Source organism: Marinobacter sp. 1_MG-2023, assembly GCF_030549045.1.
Classification (GTDB): Bacteria; Pseudomonadota; Gammaproteobacteria; order Pseudomonadales; family Oleiphilaceae; genus Marinobacter.
Map to the genome: position 1 here is coordinate 106,315 of NZ_JAUOST010000002.1, position 19,483 is coordinate 125,797.

Consider the following 19,483-nt stretch of genomic DNA (forward strand, 5'->3'; position numbering starts at 1 on the left):
GATCGGCTCCTTACATCAGATTCTGTTTTTTGCATCGAATATCCAATCGTCCAGCCTCGGATCGGGCTCGACGGCAAGCGCTTTGTACTGTTCATAAAGCAATAGCGCCTGCTCTGGTTCTCCGAGGTAAATATCCAGCAAAAACGCAAGGTTCAGAAGCGCAGGCAAATATTCCGGATTCGCCGCGAGGGCCTCACTGTACCGCTGCCTGGCGGTTGGGAAGTTACCGGCGTTACGCGCAATAACGCCGAGATGATTGAGCGCAACCGGGTGCGCCGGATCAAGGGCAAGCACCTCATTGAATCGCAACTGGGCCAGCTCGGTATCTCCCTCTTGAAACGCAATCACGCCCAGGTTCACCAGCGGGCCGGTGCGTTGCGGATGTTGCGCCGCAATCTGCTCAAAACGGTCCCTGGCGTCTTCGGTATCGCCGTTTTCCATTAATACGACGGCTTCGGAAAAGGCTTGCTTCAGAAGTGCTTCCGATTCCTCTGTGGCGTCTGCCATATTATCCGGTGTGTTCGATCGTTCCGGCCCCAGCGCGCAGCCAGACAGTACCAAAAGGCTCAAAACCATCGCATTCAGCTTTTTATCCCAGATCATGAACCGCTCCGGCTGTGACTTCGGGTTTGTTGTAGCGGCCGGGCAGCAAACGACGCAACGACTCATAGCTGCGCTTTACCCACTCATCGAAGATACCTTCACGGGCACGTCGGATATTCTGTTCATGAATATCAATGGCACTATCTTCGAAGGGATAAGCCTGTTCTTCAAGCAGCAACTCGTATTGGGAAAGCTCCAACTGACTCAGGCCCTCCGGCCGCTCGGAATCCATAAGATCGGCACCAAGACGGCTATAGATATGGGCGATCTGATAACCTGCTTCCGTTGAAAATGACGATAGCCCGTAACTTGCCGTGGTTTGATAGGCCTGCACAGCATCTTCAAGCGCATCTGTTTTGGCCACCATGCTCTCGTTCAGCGGCAGTGTCAGTCGGATACTGTCATAGTAAGACAGCGCTTCCCGGGCGAAGATGGCGGAGGCTGATGCTGCCAAGTAGCGCATGCGATCATCTGCAGCTTCAGGGTTCTCATCAACTTTCTCCATCTGCCTGCTTAGCCAGAAATTACGGCGCTCAATATCGCCACGAGAGTCGTAAAGCTCCGCCAGCCGGTTAGCAGCTTCCATATATTCAGGTGCCGGATCCGGGTAGTTATTGGCATATTCGCGCCAGGTATCGATTGCCTTGCCGTCGTTTCCGGCCTGATCATAGAGCTCGGCTGCAATCTGCAGATTCTCGCGCCGCTCTTCTGGCGTGGTCGCCATGGCAACCATGCGATTGAGCTCGTCGCCGGCTTTTTCCCACTGCCCGGTTTCCCGATAGGCGAACGCCAGCTTTGCCGGAACCGTATCAACCAGCTCGTGTTCAGGAAAACGTGAACGGAAGCCCGTGAGTACCTGTATGGCCTCATCCCAGCGCGCTGCGCTCACTAACAGAGATGCTGCGTCATATTGGGCATTGGCATTCAACACAGATGCTGGCGCTACCGCCCCCACCCGCAAATACTCACTGACAGCTGCATCAATATTGCCCACCTCTGCCAGTTGCTCTGCCTGGCGGAATACAGACGCCGCCATGTTTTCCTGTATCCCCGGCCGCCGCTCATCCTCAACGGACATCATGGCCAGAGCGTCTCGGTACGATTGTTCGGCCTCACCATAACGCGCAAGCTCAAATTGGCTGTGTCCCGCCATCAGCAGCGCCTCTGCAACCAGAGCCGGGTCTGCAGCCGGCTGCCAGGTTGCCAGCCGAGCGGCCATAGGAATGACCTCCTCCAGGTTCTGCTGATCAAATTCCCGCTGCAGGGCTATGTAATACACTCCCGGAGCGCGGGGGTCCTGCGGGAAGGCGTTCACGAATCTCAGGCGATTGAGTTGTTGGATTTCCTGTAGGGCGAAGAGATCTGCGCTGGTTTCATTCAGCCAGGTTTGCGAGTACTCACGAAATGCCAGAACCGAGGCATAGCCTGCCTCTGCGGCTCGCTCCGACACTTTGCCGGCAGCCGGATAATCATAGGCCACGCGCTCAAATGCCTGGATAGCATCCGGCCACTCCTGCAATTCGATGTAGGTTTCTGCCAACAGAAACAAGCGCTCAGGAGTGCGGGGATGATCCGGGAACGTAGCTGCAAATTCCGCGTAATAAGAGGCAGCCTGGCGATAGTGTTCATCCGCTCCAGGCCCGGGTTTCCTGGTGTTGCCGGGTTCACCATTCCCGCTCTTCGGGATGCTTTGCTGTTCCTTTCTGGCTTCGCCTGCCAGCAAATAATGGCGATCTGCCAGTTCCGGCAGCAGGATTTCAAGCTGGGTTTCGATGTAGGCCAGAGTCTCGGGTTCAGCCTGCGGCCAGTAAGCACTATAGATCCCGTAACGCTCGATAAACTTAGCCTTGCGATCAGGAATGACTTTCTGAAAGCCTGCCAGCTCAAGAGTATCGATTATCCGCATGTGATAGCGCGGGGCCCAGGGGCTGTCCGGATGCTCGTCAATGTATGCCTCAAATACCTCAACGGCGTCGCTGTAGCGCTCACGCTCGATCAGCAGCTTGCTATAGCGGTCGTAAACGAGGACTTCATAGGGTCGGCTACCCGTCTCCCGAAACAGAGTTTGCAAAGTCTCTGCGCCGTCAAGATAAGACAGTGAGAGGCCGACAACCCGGAACAAGTCTTCCGTGAGCGTCTTATACCGCTGGTCGGACGCTTCTGCATCCTGTGCACCCGGCATAATCAAATCCAGCACTTCGACGTAGCTGAGTAGTGCCTGCTGGTAATTACCTTGCTTGAACTGGCTCCAACCCTTCATGTAATAGGCATTCATCAAAAAGGTCGGATCGGCGCTTTCTTTGCTGCTGGCGCGTTCACCACCGGCGGAAGCAACCTCATCAAAAGCCTGCTCTGCCTCAGCATATCGCCCATTGATAAAGAGAATATCAGCACGCCGGAACTGAGCTTCGAGCCAGTAATCCGAATCCGGATACTGTGTTACCAGGGTATCCAGAGCAACCAGCTGTTCGCCGGTCATGCCGCGCAACTCCCAGGCTCTGGATAGCTGATAGTAAATCTGGTCGTTGCCCTCACGCTCAGGATATTCCGCCAACAGGTTGGTGTAGGCAGCAATCGCTCCGGACAGATCATCTTCTGCGGTGTCTGTCATGATGCGCTCGGCCCGCGCGAACTCGAGGTCGGCGAGACGGTGCCGGATGGTGACCTGCTTGACGGGGTCATCCACCAGCGGAAGTAAATCCCGGTAACTGCGCATCACTGATTCGAGGGAAACGGCCTCCTGCAGACTTTCATCAGGTTTGCCCTCCACCGCAACAGGATTTGCCTCACTCTTCGTACCTGCCGTGCCTATAGACGCCAGAGTTCCGGGCCGCGCTGCTGGCATTTCGTCGTCACCCTGCCCCCACCCAAGTACCTGGCATCCTGTAGCCAGCAGCGCACAAAACACAGGCGCCAGCATTTTTGCCGGAACCAAAGCTGAGCGCTGGACGTGTCGCAGAGTTTGGAGAGGCGTTTTAATCATTAGCAGCCTCCGCACTCTGGCCTTCCCGAAACAGCTGATCCGCCAGCCGCGCCTGGGCATGTCGGGATGCAACCAGGTAGCGACGTAGCTCACTGCTCTGTTGCTCAAGCGCTTCATCCAAACGACTCATCAGAATGCCCCGCGCCTGCTGCAATGCACCTTGCACCTGGGCTTTCAGTTCCTGAAGTTCGGTAGCTTTGCGGATCCGCCGGCGGGCAAGTTCGTCATGCTCCGCGTCCCCTGAAATCAGAGCTTCGATAGCAGCTCTTTGATTCCGAAACTGTTCCATTTCCCGGTTCAGCTCGCGCAACTGTTTCTGGGCTTCCCAACGATTGACGCCGTAATCGTTCGCCACTGTCCAGTCGAAATAGGCTTGCATCCGCTCATAGCTCGCTCGCTGTCTGGCCGTGTTCTGATCAACCGGAAGTTGCGCGAGCGTCGCCGCAACTTTAGTCAGCCGCGCCTTCAAGTCTTTCTGTTCCGTTGTCATGAAAAATTCAGCGTCTTCTCTGGCAAGTGCGGATTCAATATCCGTACGGAATGAATTCTGTGCATCCACCCAATCGTCTGCTTGCTGTCGCTCAAGCTCATAGCGTGCTTCACGGCTTCGGCGTTCGCGCTGTATCTTTCGTGTCTCGAGCATGGCTTCAAAGGTGCTGAGCTGCTCCTCCCGCTGAGCCAGCAAAGCCTGCATCCGGTAGAGTTCGTTGAGTTCCCCCAAAGCCTGCTGGAAGGCTTCTGTTGCGAGCACCTCCGAAAGCCCGAAATCAGCAGGCGTTACCCGGGGGCGCCCATAGGCATCGGTAATAATGTCATCGCTGTCGCGGAGAAAACTCAACCGCGCCATCAGATTCTCTTCGGTCAGTGCCCGCCGGGCTATTATCAGCTCCTCTCCCCGGTTTTCGTAATGTTCAGCAGCCTGCGTAAACGCGTTCAGCGCCCTGCGCGGCTGATTCATCTGTTCCAGCACATAACCTCGGGCATAAGGAACCTGCTCTCTCCAGGCTAGAAACAGCGTGCGCTGCGACAGGGCATCAAGTGCATCGAGAGCCCGCTGCATCCGGCCCTGACCGGCGGCAGCGACCGCATAGTCAAACAGGGCTCTGTCGGAAAACACTCCATCCAGAGGCATAGCGCCCAAGAGTGCCAGGGCATCATCAAAGCGGGAGTCTCTAAGGTAGAGCCTGGCAAGCGACAACCGGCTTTTATCCAGTAACGCACGATGCTCGGCAACCAGGTCTTCCTTTGGATCCTCATCTTCCATATCGGCAATAAGGGTGTTCAGACTTTGCTGTGCTCCCGTGACATCTCCGGCGGCAATCTCACCCATGGCCAGGTTGTAGCCCAGGTAGTGCGCCCATAAGCCTGATTTCCCTAGCTGCTGTCGCAGGCTCTCGACCAGAGCATTATCACCGAAGGCGTCGGATTTCATGGCTAGCCGGGCTCTCAGATAAAGCCATTCCGGGTAAAGCTCTGAATCACTTTCTTCGAAAACATCTGCATCTACTCGCTGAAGGCTCTCAAAAGCTGGGCCCTGCTCTCCTTCGAGATAGAACACTTTTCCCAGATAAAACCAGGCCTGGCTTCGCACATCAGGCGTCAGGCTTACACGCGGTTTTTTACTATCAGTTTCATCGTTTTCCGCGGTATTCGTTTCTTCAAGCAGTCGGGTGAACAGGTCGCTAGCTTCACGGGTCATGCCATAAGAGAGCATAAGCCCGCCTTCGACTAGTTCCGGGTAGGCGCCATGGCCAACGATGCCGCCGCGCTCTCGCGCCACATCCAGCAATGTCAGCGCATCAAAGGCATCGCCCTGGTAATAGTTGTATAACACCCAACCATATACCGGATCGCCGGCCCTTTCCGGAGCGTCGTCAGCAGTTAGTGCCGGTGCGCCAAGCATGAACGCTGCGGCGGCTGCCAGGCGCACCGCCAAACCGGAATGAAATACCCTTGCGATCAATGCCACAGGTCGTGTCACTCCCACTCCACGATGGAAACCATGGGCTGATAATCTGAGGAACGATCCTGAATACGAATCTCCAGAGCAGCGGTGTCAGTGCCCTTTTCAAAAGCCAGGCTCGCTGCCTGCTTATAGGCACGATTATCCGGCCCGATACCCTCCACAAACGCGGTTACCTCATGGGTACCGGTTTTCAGATTGCCGATAAACAAGCGCTGCATGCCGCCACGCTCAAGGGCTGACACCTGGCGATCTGTGTAAAGATGGGATGCCACAATATCGCCGTTCACCTTCAGCTTCACTGCGTCCAGTTTGAGAAACTCACCCGCATCAACACTGAGGAATACTGCAAATTGGGTGCTGGCCGGGAATAGAAGGTCTTCTTCCAGAATGAAAAGATCCCGATTAAGGCCGATGACTTTCTTTTTCAGGTCCTCTACGCGTTCCGCAACGGCCTGGCTGTCCTCAGCCGTGCCTGACTCTGCGTGCACCGCTGCACTCATGAACAGCATCATTGCTACGCATGCACCAGCCAACAGGGTTTTGAAAAAATCCGTCATAATCATGTTTCCTGCAAACTCAGTATTCGAGAATCAGCGATGCTCTGGTAACCAGCGCATCGAATGAGTAGAGAGGCTCTTCGCCCGGTAGATAGCTACCGCTCGCTGTGACATCCCGGAAGTTGTCATAGTCAAAGTTCAGCCAGTCCAGCAACAAACTGACCTGCACACGTTTGATGCCGGGCAACGAAGGCTGCTTCCATTCGTAGACGGCGCCGGTTGCCAGAGTTGTGCCCGAAAGGGAACTTAATTCTTTATCCCTTGCCAGGTGAGTCTGCGAGTTTTCATAAGCGTAAAGATCGCTGTAGAAGTCGGCCTCACCCTGGCGGTAATAGCGAATCGAGCCCTCGAGCGACCAACGCTCATTCAACGCATGCACATACCCCAGTTCTAAGGTGTGGGCGCTAATCCCCCAGGTGTCACTGAAATACCGGTATTCGCCATGAACCGATGCCCGATAAGGTAGATAGTAAATCGCCCGGGCAGCCACCGAGGTGCTGGTTCTGGTTTCCGGATAACGCTCTGGCTGATAGAGAAACGAGGTGGCGTCATTAGGGTCCAGGTAGCGGTTCTGACGGTATGGGTTCTGCAGGAAACCTTCGTCTGTCACTACCTCCAGGTCCAGGCCAACCAACATGTTTCGGGTGAGTACCTGGCTAAAGCCCAGCTGGTAATTTCTACGATCGGCATCTTCGTTAAAGTTGGAGTTGCCAATCTGGCCGACCTCATCCCAACCGCTCGCATAACCAAGAGTAACGGTCGACATGCCACCGAAGAATTCCTGGCTAACCGTAAAGTAGGCAGTATTTGCTTCGTAATCGTTCTCTGAGCTGTTGGTAAAGCCCAGACTCATGATCGCGCGATCGTAGAGATAATCGACACCGAGGGTGTATTCGGTCCGCTCTTCTGTATAGGCACTGGCCGTTGCAAGTACGTCGACAGAAGCCGCCGACACCGTATCCACATAGTATTGCCCGGTCACGGATAGCTGAGGCCCGGCACTCTTGCGCACCAGCACTGAGGGCCCATCAATCACCATACCGCCGCCGTCGTAGCGATGGTAAAGCACATCCACGTTATCGACCGGTAAGGTAGCGGCCTGCGTAAACGAACAGAAAACCGCCAGGGTAAGAAAAAACCAGGCCGCACGCGCCAGGCGTGAGCGATCAGTTACAACCACAACCACCTCCGGCTCCACCTTCTGCTCCACGGGCGGACTCCCGTGCTTGGTAAACATGGTGCATGTAGGAATCTGCCTTACCATGGCGGCTCAGGTTCATCACCGGATCAGCCAGCCGATCTCGCTCATAAGGCTTCACCCAGGGCTTTACAGAACTGCAGCCGGAGCTTGCTGACACTAACAACATCAACAGCAACGAGATGATGGTTGATTTGCTCATAACGCCTACCTGCCCCGGAATCACTCTCGCACCAGTTCCCTGATCTGGGTTTCATACTCGTCTTCGTAACCGGGCTTATAACCGTAATGAATGTAGCGGGCCTTGCCGTCGCGATCGATCATCACGGTTGTCGGCATGGCGGGCACTTCGTAAAGCTCGCTTACAGAGCTTTCCGGGTCGTAAAGGATCGGATAGTTCACTGGTACTTTATCCAGAAAACGCAACGCCTCGTCGCGGTTCTCGTCGACATTAACCGCAAGAATCGTGAAACCCAGATCCTGATAGCGACTGTAGATATCGTCCATCAAAGGCATTTCCTGCCGGCAGGGCCCACACCAGGACGCCCAGAAGTTCAGCATCACCACCTCACCACGGTGATCTTCAAGCCGAATATTGTCTCCGGAGCGACTTTCCAGCGTGAAATCCGGGGCCGGGACGTTTATAGCGTCCCCCTGGGCCGTGAATGCTGCGCCCGAAAGGGCAAGTGCCAATGCGATGGCTGTAACCGGGTTGTTCATTTCAAAGGCTCCTGTACTCAGAAAAAGACCGACAATCCGGAACTGATTTCGGTATTTATAGACGTCTTCTCGGGACCCACTACATCAATGCGATAGTAGTGCTGGCGCACACCCAGATGAATCGCAACACTGTCTGTCAGCAGAATCTGATAGCCGGCGCCGACATTCACGGTGAAACGGGTATCGCCGGCAAAATCAGTGGCGCCCGCTCCGGCAATCAGATAAAAGTTGGTGTTGAAGGCATAGTTTTCGGTAAGAAATGCCTCACCAGGCAAGACGTTATAACCGAGATTGATGTTGTAATAGCTGTAGTCGCGCTCACTGTCAGTCAGTACCTGCACGTTGCCAGCCAGATTCTCAAAGCTGGTTTCACCGCCCTCCGCAAAACCGATTCCGGCTTCGAAAAAGAACGATTCACTCAAGTGATAGGTGAGCTTGCCACCGTAAACCATTGATGATTCGAAATCTTCGATATTGAGCACCCCTACAAAGGCTCCTACCTCGAAGTTCTCCGTATCAATCAGCGCTTCGTCTACCGGCACCGGTTTTACATCCGGTTCGATCAAAGGCCGGTCATCACGCTCTGTCTCATCAGCCGCAAAGGTCTGAGGCGTAAACGTCATGATTTGTGCCAGGCAAAACCCGGTCAGAAAAAGATACTTAGTCCGATTTTCCATTCTGTCGCTTCTTCGTTGGTTGATCGGCTGGTAAAGACTTTGTAGTCCTTGAACTCGGCCCGGATAAAATAACGATCTGTGATGTAGACACGCAGGCCCAGGCCTGCATGGCCAATAGGGTTGTCACGTTCCTCAGGCTGAGCGAGCGTCGCTTTCGGATCCACCCATATATGGCCCACGCCAAGAGTGAAAAACGGTGAAACCCGCCAGTGAGGAAACGGTTGGTGCACAAGGTTGGCGTTCACCATGAGTATTTCCGAGGCGCTGCCCAGCACCTGTGAACCCCACAATTCTGCGGCCAGATTGGGTGTGAACCACCAGCCTCCATAACCAGAGGTTACCGAGGCCCCTTCAAACTCACCCATCATGATCCCGGTTTCCAGGCTCCGGGTACTGAATGATTCCAGATCCGGCACCTTGAGATCGACAAACTCACCGGTTGCGTCCCGGGTTTGCGCAATAGCCGCCACAGCCACCCAGCCTTCGCGACCTTTTTCATCCCGGACTTTCATCCAGCCAGTCTTGCGCTGTAGAAGCGTGAGCCATTCACCCTGTTCGCTGCTGTGAAAAACCGGATACCCCACCGCCGGGCCAGTTCGCCACTCAACGAAAGGCTCCACAACCTGAACCAAGGAAGCGGGTTCATCCTCACCCCACAACCAGCCGGCCCAGGCAGTTACAGGTAAACAGAGCGTCAGTATCAGAAAGGCAATGGGCATGGTTCTGGTATCAGTCCTGATCAGTCTTCCGGGGCGTCGAAGGGGTTGTTGTAGTACTGGGCGCCTATGTCGAGCCATTCGTATATGAGGCGGAGTTCGGCAGCGGACAGGAAATCCTCATGTGTTCCGCCGGGGGCAAATACAGCCCGGAATCGGGTACTGGCCAAAGCGCCATTCACAGACATGCTTTCTCTGACCGCAACCGGCGCAAAAATGGGCGTTGGCAGACCAGTTACTTCATCCAGTATCGGGTCTCCATTTTCATCCCTGAGGACATCCCCCGTATCAATCATTGTGTCCACCAGCACACCACCTGGAGTGAGCTCCTGCTCGTTATCCGGAAACAGCAGTTCTCGATAAGCCTTGAAATGCAATGGCTCGGCGTCTGAGGGACCATCTGTGAGATCCAGTTGTGCAGCCGCCACAGCATCGGCGCCTGCCGCATCACTGTTGGTATGGCAACCAGTGCAAGTGTAATCATCAATCACCTCTTCCTGACCGGCGACCATACCCAGAATTTCCCGATTCAGGCCCCAGAGCGGATGGATGTGCGATTCATAATTGATAACCGTGCGGCAATTGGCGGCCCAGTCGTTTTCGCACACACCGGAAATCGGCTTTGGAGTATCCAGTTCTTCGTATGCCAGAGAAAAATCCGCAACGCTGTTAGCAAAATCGACCCATTCATCTGCAAAGTACACTGGGTCAGGCGATGGCTCGCGGATACCGTTTACCCGGGAATAAACTTCGGCCATGGTCTCGCCTATATCAGCGAACAGTGTTGAATCTGTGTTAGGGAAAGGTGCACCCGTTGTGCTCGCGCCCGACCAGACAGGTGCCGGGCCGGCGCCCGGTCGGCCATGGGGGACAGGCGATCCGGCGTCGTGGCAGCCCTGACATTCCAGGGTTTCGCCGGGGCGAACCGACAGCCAGTTCTGGTGCCGGTCACTGGTTCGTCGGCCCTCGGCATCCAATACACTGACCGCAAAGGCAACGTTCGCGGGCACAGCTACTTTCACTGAGCCATCTGGCTCAATCGGGACGTAGCCCAGAATTTCCCGCATGAGCTGATTGCGACTGCGACCAAAGGCGCTGTTATCAAAGTCGTATACATTCTCATCGGGCATGGATACCGGTTTTTCCAGGCGTAAAAACCTTGCGGGGCGCTCTGCCGCCGTAGTTTGGACAGGGTCGGCAGTTGCTGCAACCCCATTCGGAGCCGTATCTACGCCATCCATGTCATATACACTTCGTATATGCAGAATACCGTAGCCTTCGTCGGCCAACTGTGCAGCATCATCAACAACCTGGGCATCGGAAATGAATCCTTCCAACGGGCGCTCACGCATCAGCAAAGCCCCATCAAACTGCTCACCCTCTGAAGGCTCCACCACGGGCCGTTGAGTGCCGCTTGCTACATCCAGTAGCCAAAGACCATAAACCGGGGGCGCGGGAACATAGTCAGCAGAAACCAGGCGTTCTTCTGTGCAGTTAACGATCCGGTTTGATGAGACCTCTGTGAGCCTGCAGGGCGTCCAACTTACGAGGTATCGACCAGTGCTATCCATCAATGGTGATATAGACCCGTAGCGGCCCTGCAATGACAGCTCACCGTCAAGCGAAATACCTGAAATCAGAGGGCGCTGCCCCGAACCGGCGCTGCCATCAATGCGCAACCCTGCTTCAACATAGTTTTCAATATCCACCAATGCTGGAGCCGACGCATAGTCGTCGCTTTCAAACGGGCGCAGTTGCACCAACAAATCGCCAGACTCGGTCTTCCGGGACTTCAGGTACTGAACGTTGTTCGCCCCCTCCACGGAATCATGAGAATTGCGTCCATATAAATAAGTAAGCCCGGTTCCGTCGGGATTCACCTTATAGAGATTGACGCCATTGTTACGGGTCTGACCCGCGTTGTCCCAACGGCTGAATACAATACTGCCATCGTCAGTAACCAGTGGATCAAGGTCGTGACTCTGGTTGAACGTTATCTGCTGAATATTTTCGCCGTCGTCATCCATGGTGTGAAGCACGAATGCAGGCGCATCCCGGTTCTCGTCAAGGCCGGCAAACTGGCCCTTGCCCTCATCCAGCAATACCGCTTTGGAGATACGTTGCCGGGTGGATGAAAACACAATGCGGCCATCGGGCAGATAGGCGGGCGCAACATCCTGACCGGCTTTGGCCGTTACGTCTGAAACGATAATTCTGCGTAACAGATCAGTTGTACGATCATATTCCCAAATGTTCCAGGTGGGCTGATCTTCCTCATCGGCGCCTTCGATTTCAGGTGCCCGCATGGCAAACAGAACGCGTTCACCATCATGGGAAACGTGCAGGTCTTTTACGTCGTAACGAAGGCGGCCAGAGTCGTCGAGAAACCCTGCGCCGGAAAAAGCTCTGGAGGAGATATCAACAGCGTCAGCATCTATCGCCGCACTGGACTTCAGAAATAGACGCGCCCCCGGACGAAACCCCGAAGGATCTGCCAGGTTATCTTCAATCAGCGCTCCGCTGTTGTCGTCGAAAAGTAATGGCCGCTTCACATAGGCAACCGGATTCTCAACCACCACGGGATCCGCTTGCTGGCTGTCAGTGCTGGACAGACAGCCGGTAAGTGCCACTGCCATGCTGAGGCAGAGCAGTGACCTGATAATCTCGCTCGGTTTATGAGGCACGTGCCCTGGCTCCGCTAAAAAAACTACGTAATTGCCCTGCGGCGAATGAAATTCATGACATAAATTAAGTCTGTGCCGCACTATAGCTCTACGGGTTTTACGTAAGTAAATGTAATTACGTGGCGCACCCCACAAAAATCCATGTTAATTGCAAGTATAAACTATTAACAATTGTCAAATTGGCCTATTGTGCCGAAGCCAAAAAACAAAGCCATCGAGGACAGCGACATGAAAGCCCCAGAAAGAATGCGCCCGAGCGCATTCAAGGCCTGCAGTATGTCACTCCTGATTCTGTTGACCGCAACCTACGCGGTTACTGCGAGCGCAGGAGCGCGGGAACAGGCCAAGCGGATTCACGACCGTATTGCAGGCGTGCCACCATCCGCAGAGGTTCTTGATGACATGGAAAGCTACATTACTGGGGGTAGTCCTATCGAAGCCGCCAGACTCGCAATGGATGATCCGGCCTTCTACGACGCAACTATCAAAAATTTCGCTGCGCCATGGACCAATGAGGCCATGACCCCGTTCGTGCCGCTTAATGATTACACAGCAACCGTAATCGGCCTGGTGCGGGATGGAGCAGATTTTCGCGAAGTCCTGTTTGGCGACGTGCTTTATGTGGGTGACTCAGCGCTCGGACTGCCCTCCTATTCACCCTCTAATAACACCCACTACGAAGAACTTGAAGAGAGCGGCGAGCCCCTGCAGGACGCCCTTCAGCGGGTAAACCAATCCACTTTTAACGGCCTTCCGCCCGACGCTACCGCCGGTGTTATCACTTCCCGGGCAGCAGCCCGAGCATTTTTCAGTGCCGGCACCAACCGGGCCATGTTCCGCTTTACCCTGATCAACCACATGTGCAGCGATCTGGAACAAGTTGCAGATACTTCTTTGCCCACGGACAGGATTCGTCAGGATGTTTCCCGAAGCCCTGGCGGCGACAGCCGGGTCTTCCTGAATAACTGCGTGGGCTGCCACACAGGCATGGATCCGATGACACAGGCTTTCGCCTACTACGATTACGAATACAACCAGGACAGCGATCCGGACGGGGCCCTTGGCAGGCTGGTTTATAACACGGTCAACGACATTGATCCTGAGACTCAATCGCGGGTGAAGGCCAAGTACCATATTAACTCTGCCACGTTTGAGGGGGGCTATGTGACACCTGATGACCAGTGGGACAACTATTGGCGACAGGGAGCTAATCGTCGCCTGGGCTGGGATGACGCCTTGCCCGGCTCAGGAAATGGTGCAAAAAGTCTTGGCGAGGAATGGGCTCACTCCAAGGCTTTCGCTGAGTGCCAGGTAAAAAAGGTGTTCAAAAACGTATGCCTGCGTCCGCCTTCGAACAGTATCGATCATAACCAGGTCTCGGCGATGGTAGCCAGCTTCGAGGCTAGCAATTTCGATCTGAAGCAGGTATTCGCCGAATCAGCCGTTTACTGTGCCGGGGAGTAAGAGCGCCATGACGACCAAAATCCGTAATCAAAGAAACGCTATGCGCTCTGTGGCAACGATCGCTACGCTGGTAATAACCACATTCCTGCTCAGCGCATGCGGCGGTGAATCTACAGAAACATTACCAAATACCGCCTCCAGCTCAGACTCTATCAACTACACCGGGCCCACCCCGGCAAGCGATGACGTGCAGAACTTCAAGCTCAGCGTCTGGGACAACCTAGTGCAAGACAACCGCTGCGGCTCTTGCCACGGCACCGGAGGGCAGTCACCCACATTCGTTGACAGTGAGAACATCAACACTGCCTACTCCCAGGCGAATTCCGTCGTGAGCCTGTCAAACCCCTCCCAATCTCTGATGGTGACCAAGGTTGCCGGCGGCCACAATTGCTGGACAAGCAGTGATGCAGTTTGTGCTGATATTCTTACAACCTACATATCAAACTGGGCCGGAGGCTCATCAAACTCAGCCAAGACCATCGAGCTTAGTGCACCTGCCATCAAAGATCCGGGGAATACTGTTCCCTTCCCTACTGACACAGATGATTTTGAAACTTACGTCTACACGCCCTTACTCGAGAAATACTGCAGTGATTGCCATGGTGACAGCGGTCAAACGCCCTATATTGCCAGCAGCAATATCGAAACCGCCTATGAGCAGTCCAAGAGCCGGATTAACCTGGCCACTCCTGAAAACTCCAGGTTTGTCGTGCGACTCGCGTTTGACGCCCACAATTGTTGGTCAGCAGACTGTCAGAGCGATGCAGCGGAAATGGAATCAGCTATTCTGGCGCTTTCTGCAGAGCAGGAACTCGAGCCAGTAGACGCGGATCTGGTTACCAGTAAAGCACTGGTTCTGGACAACGATGGTCTGCTGGCAAATGCCGGCGGACGCTTTGAAGACAACATCATTGCCCTTTACGAATTCAAGGCTGGCGATGGCCAGACCGCGTTCGATACCAGTGGTGTATCCCCCGCCCTGAACCTGACGCTCAGCGGAAATGTGGACTGGGTCGGCGGATGGGGCGTAGATATGGGCCCGGCCGTGCAAACGGACCAGGGCGGCACTGTGCCAGCAGGTAAAGCTCAGGGCTCTACCGCAGACAGTCGCAAACTACACACCTTGCTGACCGGTACTGGCGAATACGCCATCGAGGCCTGGGTGGCCCCCGGCAATATCACGCAGGAAGACGCCAGAATCGTCACCTATTCCGGCTCTGCCAGCACTCGTAACATGACACTGAGCCAGTCTCTGCAGCGCTACGAAGTACTGCACCGCAGCAGTACAAGCGACGAGAACACTCCATTCGCAACGCAAGACGGCGACAAACTCCTGCAGGCCACCCTGCAACATGTTGTTGTGAACTATTCCCCCGGTACAGGCCGACAGATCTTCGTAAATGGTCAACAGTCCGGTGATATAGACCCGGATGACGCCGGCCTGCTCTCAGAGTGGGACAACAGTTTTGCACTGGTTCTGGGTAACGAAACCGATGGCAAATCAGCCTGGCAGGGGGCCATCCGTATGGTGGCCATCCACGACCGGGCTTTGACCCCGTCTCAGATTCAGGCCAACTTTGAAGTGGGCGTCGGCCAGAAGTTCTTCTTGCTATTCAGCGTGTCTGAACTTGTTGGACTTAACGACAGCTTTATTGTTTTCGAAGTCAGTCAGTTTGACAGTTTCAGCTATCGATTCACCAGCCCGTTCTTTATCAGCCTTGATGAAACGGTTGAGCCTTCCAACATTCCGCTCCAGGGGATGCGTCTCGGCATAAACGGCAAAGAGGCCACCGTAGGTCAAGCCTGGGCCAATCTGGATCTGGTTCTGGATAGCGAATTCTATGAGCCCGGAACGGGCCAGCCCTTATCAAGACTAGGCACCATTATCGCCCTGGAAAACGGGCCTGAAAGCGATGAATTTTTCCTGACATTTGATCGTTTGGGCTCTGAGGAATACTCACGTACAGAGCCTGTACTGCCACAGACGGCTTCACCGGCCGACCTGCCAGCTTCATCAAGCATTGGTTTGAAAACCTTCGACGAGATCAACGAATCTATGGCTCGCATGACCGGCGTCTCCAAAACTCAGGCCGCTGTTACCAGCACCTTCAACACGGTTAAACAACAGCTACCCACCATTGAGAATATTGATGGCTTCCTGTCCTCGCACCAGATGGCTGTCACTCAAATGGCCATTCAGTACTGCGATGCTCTTATATCGGACGGTCAAGCCAGAGCGGACTTTTTCCCCGGTTTTAATTTTTCTGCTCCTCCCGCAACAGCGTTTGAGCACGGTGGTAAGAGCCTTATAACAGACCGGCTGTTAGAGCGCTTCGTGGGTGTCAATCTATCTACCCAACCTACCGCACTGGAAGTTGAGACGGAAGTGGGCGACCTGATAGCCAAGCTGTCTGACTGTGGAGTAGACGGTTGCGCCGAAGACCGTACCGAAACAATTGTTAAAGCAAGCTGTGCCGCTGTGCTTGGCAGCGCCACAACCCTGGTTCAGTAGAGGACAACGCTCATGTTCATTCGTAAATCCCGTAAACGGCCTCTGGCCAATGGCGAGCCCCTCTTCCACAGCGACCACTCCCGGCCACGCTCCCGCAGGGAGTTCATTGCCCAGGGTATGATGGCAGGCACCGCAACGGTGTTCGGGGCCTCGGTGTTCAGCCTGTTCTCCAGCCCTGCACAGGCTGCAGTTGCGCTTTCCCCGGACCTAGAAAGCCTTAAAAGTGGCTGTGGCATCGCAGTCCAGGGGGCCGGCAAGATACCATTTATCTGTTTCGATCTGGCCGGAGGTGCAAATATTGCCGGCTCCAATGTGCTAATGGGGAAATCCGGTGGTCAGAAGGACTTTCTGAGTACCGCTGGCTACAGCAAGCTGGGCTTGCCCGGTGACATGCTGCCCAACGATCCATCGTTCGTGAATGAAGAACTGGGGTTGGCATTTCACTCAGACAGCGCCTTTCTGCGCGGTATTCAACAGAGCACCAGTGCCGGCACCCGCGCCGCAACTAACGGCGCGATCATCGCGGCCCGTTCGGAGAACGATACCGGCAACAACCCTCACAACCCCATGTACGGAATTCACAAAGCCGGTGCGGATGGCTCTCTGCTCTCTCTGGTTGGTTCGCAAAGCACCGACTCGGGAGGTAACTCTCTGGCACCTATGGACCTGATCAACCCGCAAGCAAGACCTACCAAGATTGACAGGCCATCGGACGTAACCGGCCTGGTCGACGTTGGCGATCTGATTGGCATATTGGATCAGGGCGATGCGGTGGCGGTTATGGAGTCTATCCAGCGCATCAGTGATAAAAAAATGCACAGGATGGACACCGGCATTTCGACAGACGATATCGTTAAGGACCTGGTTCGCTGTGGGTACGTCAAGAGTGCCGACCTGGCTGCCCGCTTTGGCAACCCGTCATCTTTGGACCCGGTGGCCGATACGGACATCGTTGGGCCCGGCGGAATATTCTCGAGCACTGAGTTTAATAGTAATCGTGAGTTCCAGAAAACTGCCTCTGTAATGAAGCTGGTTCTCAGCGGCTATGCTGGCGCAGGCACAGTTACTATGGGTGGCTACGACTACCACACAGGTGAAAGGGCAACCGGCGAGCGACGGGACGAACTTGCAGGCCGCTGCATGGGCGCCTGCCTCGAATACGCAGCAAGGTTGGGAGTACCATTAATGCTGTACGTGTTCAGTGATGGCTCAGTTTCCAGTAATGGCCGCCTGGATGATTCACCGGATGGACGGGGTAAAGGCGAGTGGACAGGCGACAACCAGCAAACGGCCGCCTCCTTTTTCCTGGTTTACAACCCAAACGGACGCCCGACCCCCATCCGTAACCAGGTCGGCTTCATGCGCGCGGATGCGTCCGTGGAAACCGCCTCCAGCCCGGCAGCCAACAATGTAAATCAGCTGGTGCAAACCGTTTTGCTTAATTACATGGCACTGCATGGTGAACAGAATGATTTCGCTTCGAAGTTCATGGGGCATGGCCTCGGCAATTCAGACAGTCGGGACAGATTGATCGCGTTTGAAAATGTAGTCAGCGGTACAATCCCACCCAAAACGCCTACTCCATAGAGCAAGATCGCGATAACCGGGCCTCCTGAATCGACGTCACGATTCGGGAGGCGCCAGGCCCTCAGAAAAATGCATCACCCGTTTATCATCAATGATAATCGCATCAATGCCGGGCAGCCGCTCAATCATCTCCAACCCCTTCTCCGGCCCAAGCACAAAGACCGCTGTAGACAACCCATCCGTTGTCAGTGCATCGTCTCCAATAATCGTAACACTCTGCACGCCGCGCACTGATTTCCCGGTGCCCGGCGACAGTATGTGGTGTACACGCTCACCCTGATCATTGATAAAAAAACGCTCGTAATCTCCAGACGTGGAAATCGCAACGTTAGCCAACGGCAGCACAACCGCATTACGCTCCCCGGACCGAGGGTCACGCACGCCCACAAGCCATGGGCTCCCGCGTTTATCGCCTAACAGGCGCAGGTCACCGCCAGCGCTCAGCCGGGCGTGACGAACACCTGCCCGCACCAAGCGCTCGATACCGAGATCGACGGCGAAGCCTTTGGCAATACCCCCTAAATCAACGAGCAGTCCTTGCTGACGATAGAATACCGTGCGCTCTGCCTCGTCCAGGATAATATCCTGATAATTGATATGACCAAGCTTTGAGCGGATATCTTCTTCGGAGGGCTGCTGGTGCTCACGGTAATCGTAAAGGAAGCCAACGGACCCGAAACTAACATCAAAAGCACCATCGCTGAGTTCCGCCACCTCGCCCGCTTTCTTGAGTACCAAGAAAAGGTCGGGGCTTACGTTGACCGGTTTATCTGCGGCACGGCGGTTAATGGCTGAGAGTTCGGAGTCATCCTTATATCGGCTCATGCTCCGGTCTACCTGATGGAACACCGCCAGAACATCCTCGGCAATAGCGTCAGCAGCGCTACGGTCGCTGAACCAGAACTCCAACTCTACCGGTGTTGTCATCGCGGTATCCGTATACCTGTACCATTGCGCCTGGACCGCAGTAGGCAACAAGGCTAGCAAAAATACCCACGCACACACTCGAAAACGGAAGGGCGCAAAACAAATCAGACGGTTTATGGAATCGAATTTTTCCATCAGCGTTCAGACAACCCCTGCTCATGACTCAGTAGCGCCTGCTTGCGCTTTATCCCCCAGCGATACCCTGAAAGGCTACCATCACCACGAAGTACCCGATGACAGGGCACAACCACAGCAAGGGGATTGGCAGCACAGGCTCCCGCTATTGCCCGCGAGGCCGTGGGTATCCCCATGCGTTGGGCAATTTCACCATAGCTTGACGAGCTTCCCGACGGAATCTCCTGCAGCGCGCGCCAGACCCTGCACTGAAACTCTGTGCCGCGGAGGTCAAGTTGCACAGCTAGCGGCCTGCGACTATCAATCAGATAGCGCATGACCTCAGCAAACCAATCCGCCCGGGAATTATTTGCGTGCTCAAGCGTGGCATTCGGGAAACGACGAGCCAGTTCCATGACCAGTTCTTCACGAGACCCACCCGGCAGCACGGCGCAAACACCGCTCTGGGTGCTCGCAACCAGAATTTCACCGAGGTAACAGTGGCCTGTCTGCCAGGTGATCGTTTCGTCTTGTGCATTACTACCCGCCATGAAAGGCTCCTGTGCCTGGGTTCCTCTGTTTCCCGGTCATTCTGGGTGTGCATTCGCAGTATGGCTCATGTCGGCGCGCGTGCAAACGTACAATACTTTACGCAAATTTCCACTTTAGTCTGATTGCCGGTTTGGCCACAGGCTAAGAAACTAACCCTCTTCACGACCAATAAACAAACAATAATATTCAGAGTACTGAGTCTAAGTGGCAACCGCTTGGCCGT

At 54.8% G+C, this 19,483-nt stretch carries 15 protein-coding genes; 3 read left to right on the forward strand and 12 right to left on the reverse strand.

Features of this window, described 5'->3' with window-relative positions:
• Positions 1 to 15 precede the first annotated feature (15 nt).
• The 10 genes from Q4606_RS06745 to Q4606_RS06790 are packed head-to-tail and all read right to left on the reverse strand — an operon-like array spanning position 16 to position 12,104.
• A complete protein-coding gene (locus Q4606_RS06745; RefSeq protein WP_303607065.1) occupies positions 16 to 603 on the reverse strand; it encodes a tetratricopeptide repeat protein in 588 nt (195 codons plus the stop codon).
• Positions 590 to 3,586 (reverse strand): tetratricopeptide repeat protein, encoded by a 2,997-nt coding sequence (locus Q4606_RS06750; RefSeq protein ID WP_303607066.1) that lies wholly within the window; start codon positions 3,584 to 3,586, stop codon positions 590 to 592. The genes Q4606_RS06745 and Q4606_RS06750 overlap by 14 nt, the downstream gene beginning before the upstream one ends.
• Positions 3,579 to 5,567, reverse strand: a complete 1,989-nt coding sequence (locus Q4606_RS06755; RefSeq protein WP_303607067.1) for a tol-pal system YbgF family protein — start codon at positions 5,565 to 5,567, stop codon at positions 3,579 to 3,581. Before Q4606_RS06755 ends, Q4606_RS06750 begins: the two co-directional genes overlap by 8 nt.
• Positions 5,564 to 6,109: an AraC family transcriptional regulator gene (locus Q4606_RS06760; protein ID WP_303593278.1), complete on the reverse strand. Its 546-nt coding sequence runs from the start codon at positions 6,107 to 6,109 to the stop codon at positions 5,564 to 5,566. Before Q4606_RS06760 ends, Q4606_RS06755 begins: the two co-directional genes overlap by 4 nt.
• A 19-nt stretch (positions 6,110 to 6,128) precedes the next feature.
• Positions 6,129 to 7,265: a DUF3570 domain-containing protein gene (locus Q4606_RS06765; protein ID WP_303607360.1), complete on the reverse strand. Its 1,137-nt coding sequence runs from the start codon at positions 7,263 to 7,265 to the stop codon at positions 6,129 to 6,131.
• 10 nt (positions 7,266 to 7,275) lie between these two features.
• Positions 7,276 to 7,509, reverse strand: a complete 234-nt coding sequence (locus Q4606_RS06770) for a DUF4266 domain-containing protein (RefSeq protein ID WP_303607068.1) — start codon at positions 7,507 to 7,509, stop codon at positions 7,276 to 7,278.
• Between the two features lie 20 nt (positions 7,510 to 7,529).
• Entirely contained in the window at positions 7,530 to 8,027 is a 498-nt protein-coding gene (locus Q4606_RS06775; RefSeq protein WP_303593282.1) for a TlpA disulfide reductase family protein, read from the reverse strand.
• Between the two features lie 17 nt (positions 8,028 to 8,044).
• The gene (locus Q4606_RS06780; protein WP_303593284.1) at positions 8,045 to 8,704 is read right to left on the reverse strand and encodes an outer membrane beta-barrel domain-containing protein; all 660 of its coding nucleotides are present in this window, start codon (positions 8,702 to 8,704) and stop codon (positions 8,045 to 8,047) included.
• Positions 8,674 to 9,423: an SH3 domain-containing protein gene (locus tag Q4606_RS06785; RefSeq protein WP_303593286.1), complete on the reverse strand. Its 750-nt coding sequence runs from the start codon at positions 9,421 to 9,423 to the stop codon at positions 8,674 to 8,676. The genes Q4606_RS06780 and Q4606_RS06785 overlap by 31 nt, the downstream gene beginning before the upstream one ends.
• Before the next feature lie 20 nt (positions 9,424 to 9,443).
• The gene (locus tag Q4606_RS06790) at positions 9,444 to 12,104 is read right to left on the reverse strand and encodes a hypothetical protein (RefSeq protein WP_368502309.1); all 2,661 of its coding nucleotides are present in this window, start codon (positions 12,102 to 12,104) and stop codon (positions 9,444 to 9,446) included.
• A gap of 228 nt (positions 12,105 to 12,332) precedes the next feature.
• Here Q4606_RS06790 and Q4606_RS06795 point away from each other — a divergent pair, with 228 nt between their 5' ends.
• Genes Q4606_RS06795 through Q4606_RS06805 form a run of 3 tightly spaced genes read left to right on the forward strand, consistent with a single transcriptional unit; the run spans position 12,333 to position 17,667 of the window.
• Positions 12,333 to 13,568 carry a hypothetical protein gene (locus tag Q4606_RS06795; RefSeq protein WP_303607069.1) on the forward strand — a complete coding sequence of 412 codons (1,236 nt, stop codon included), beginning with the start codon at positions 12,333 to 12,335 and terminating at the stop codon, positions 13,566 to 13,568.
• 7 nt (positions 13,569 to 13,575) lie between these two features.
• The gene (locus tag Q4606_RS06800; RefSeq protein WP_303607070.1) at positions 13,576 to 16,080 is read left to right on the forward strand and encodes a LamG domain-containing protein; all 2,505 of its coding nucleotides are present in this window, start codon (positions 13,576 to 13,578) and stop codon (positions 16,078 to 16,080) included.
• Positions 16,081 to 16,092: 12 nt separating this feature from the next.
• On the forward strand, positions 16,093 to 17,667 hold the full coding sequence (locus Q4606_RS06805) for a general secretion pathway protein GspF (RefSeq protein ID WP_303607071.1): 1,575 nt from the start codon (positions 16,093 to 16,095) through the stop codon (positions 17,665 to 17,667).
• 36 nt (positions 17,668 to 17,703) lie between these two features.
• On the opposite strand, the gene Q4606_RS06810 is transcribed toward Q4606_RS06805, so the two are convergent.
• Both Q4606_RS06810 and Q4606_RS06815 read right to left on the reverse strand, forming a co-directional pair.
• The gene (locus Q4606_RS06810) at positions 17,704 to 18,594 is read right to left on the reverse strand and encodes an FAD:protein FMN transferase (RefSeq protein WP_303593294.1); all 891 of its coding nucleotides are present in this window, start codon (positions 18,592 to 18,594) and stop codon (positions 17,704 to 17,706) included.
• Between the two features lie 134 nt (positions 18,595 to 18,728).
• Positions 18,729 to 19,259 (reverse strand): methylated-DNA--[protein]-cysteine S-methyltransferase, encoded by a 531-nt coding sequence (locus tag Q4606_RS06815; protein ID WP_303593296.1) that lies wholly within the window; start codon positions 19,257 to 19,259, stop codon positions 18,729 to 18,731.
• Positions 19,260 to 19,483: the final 224 nt, after the last annotated feature.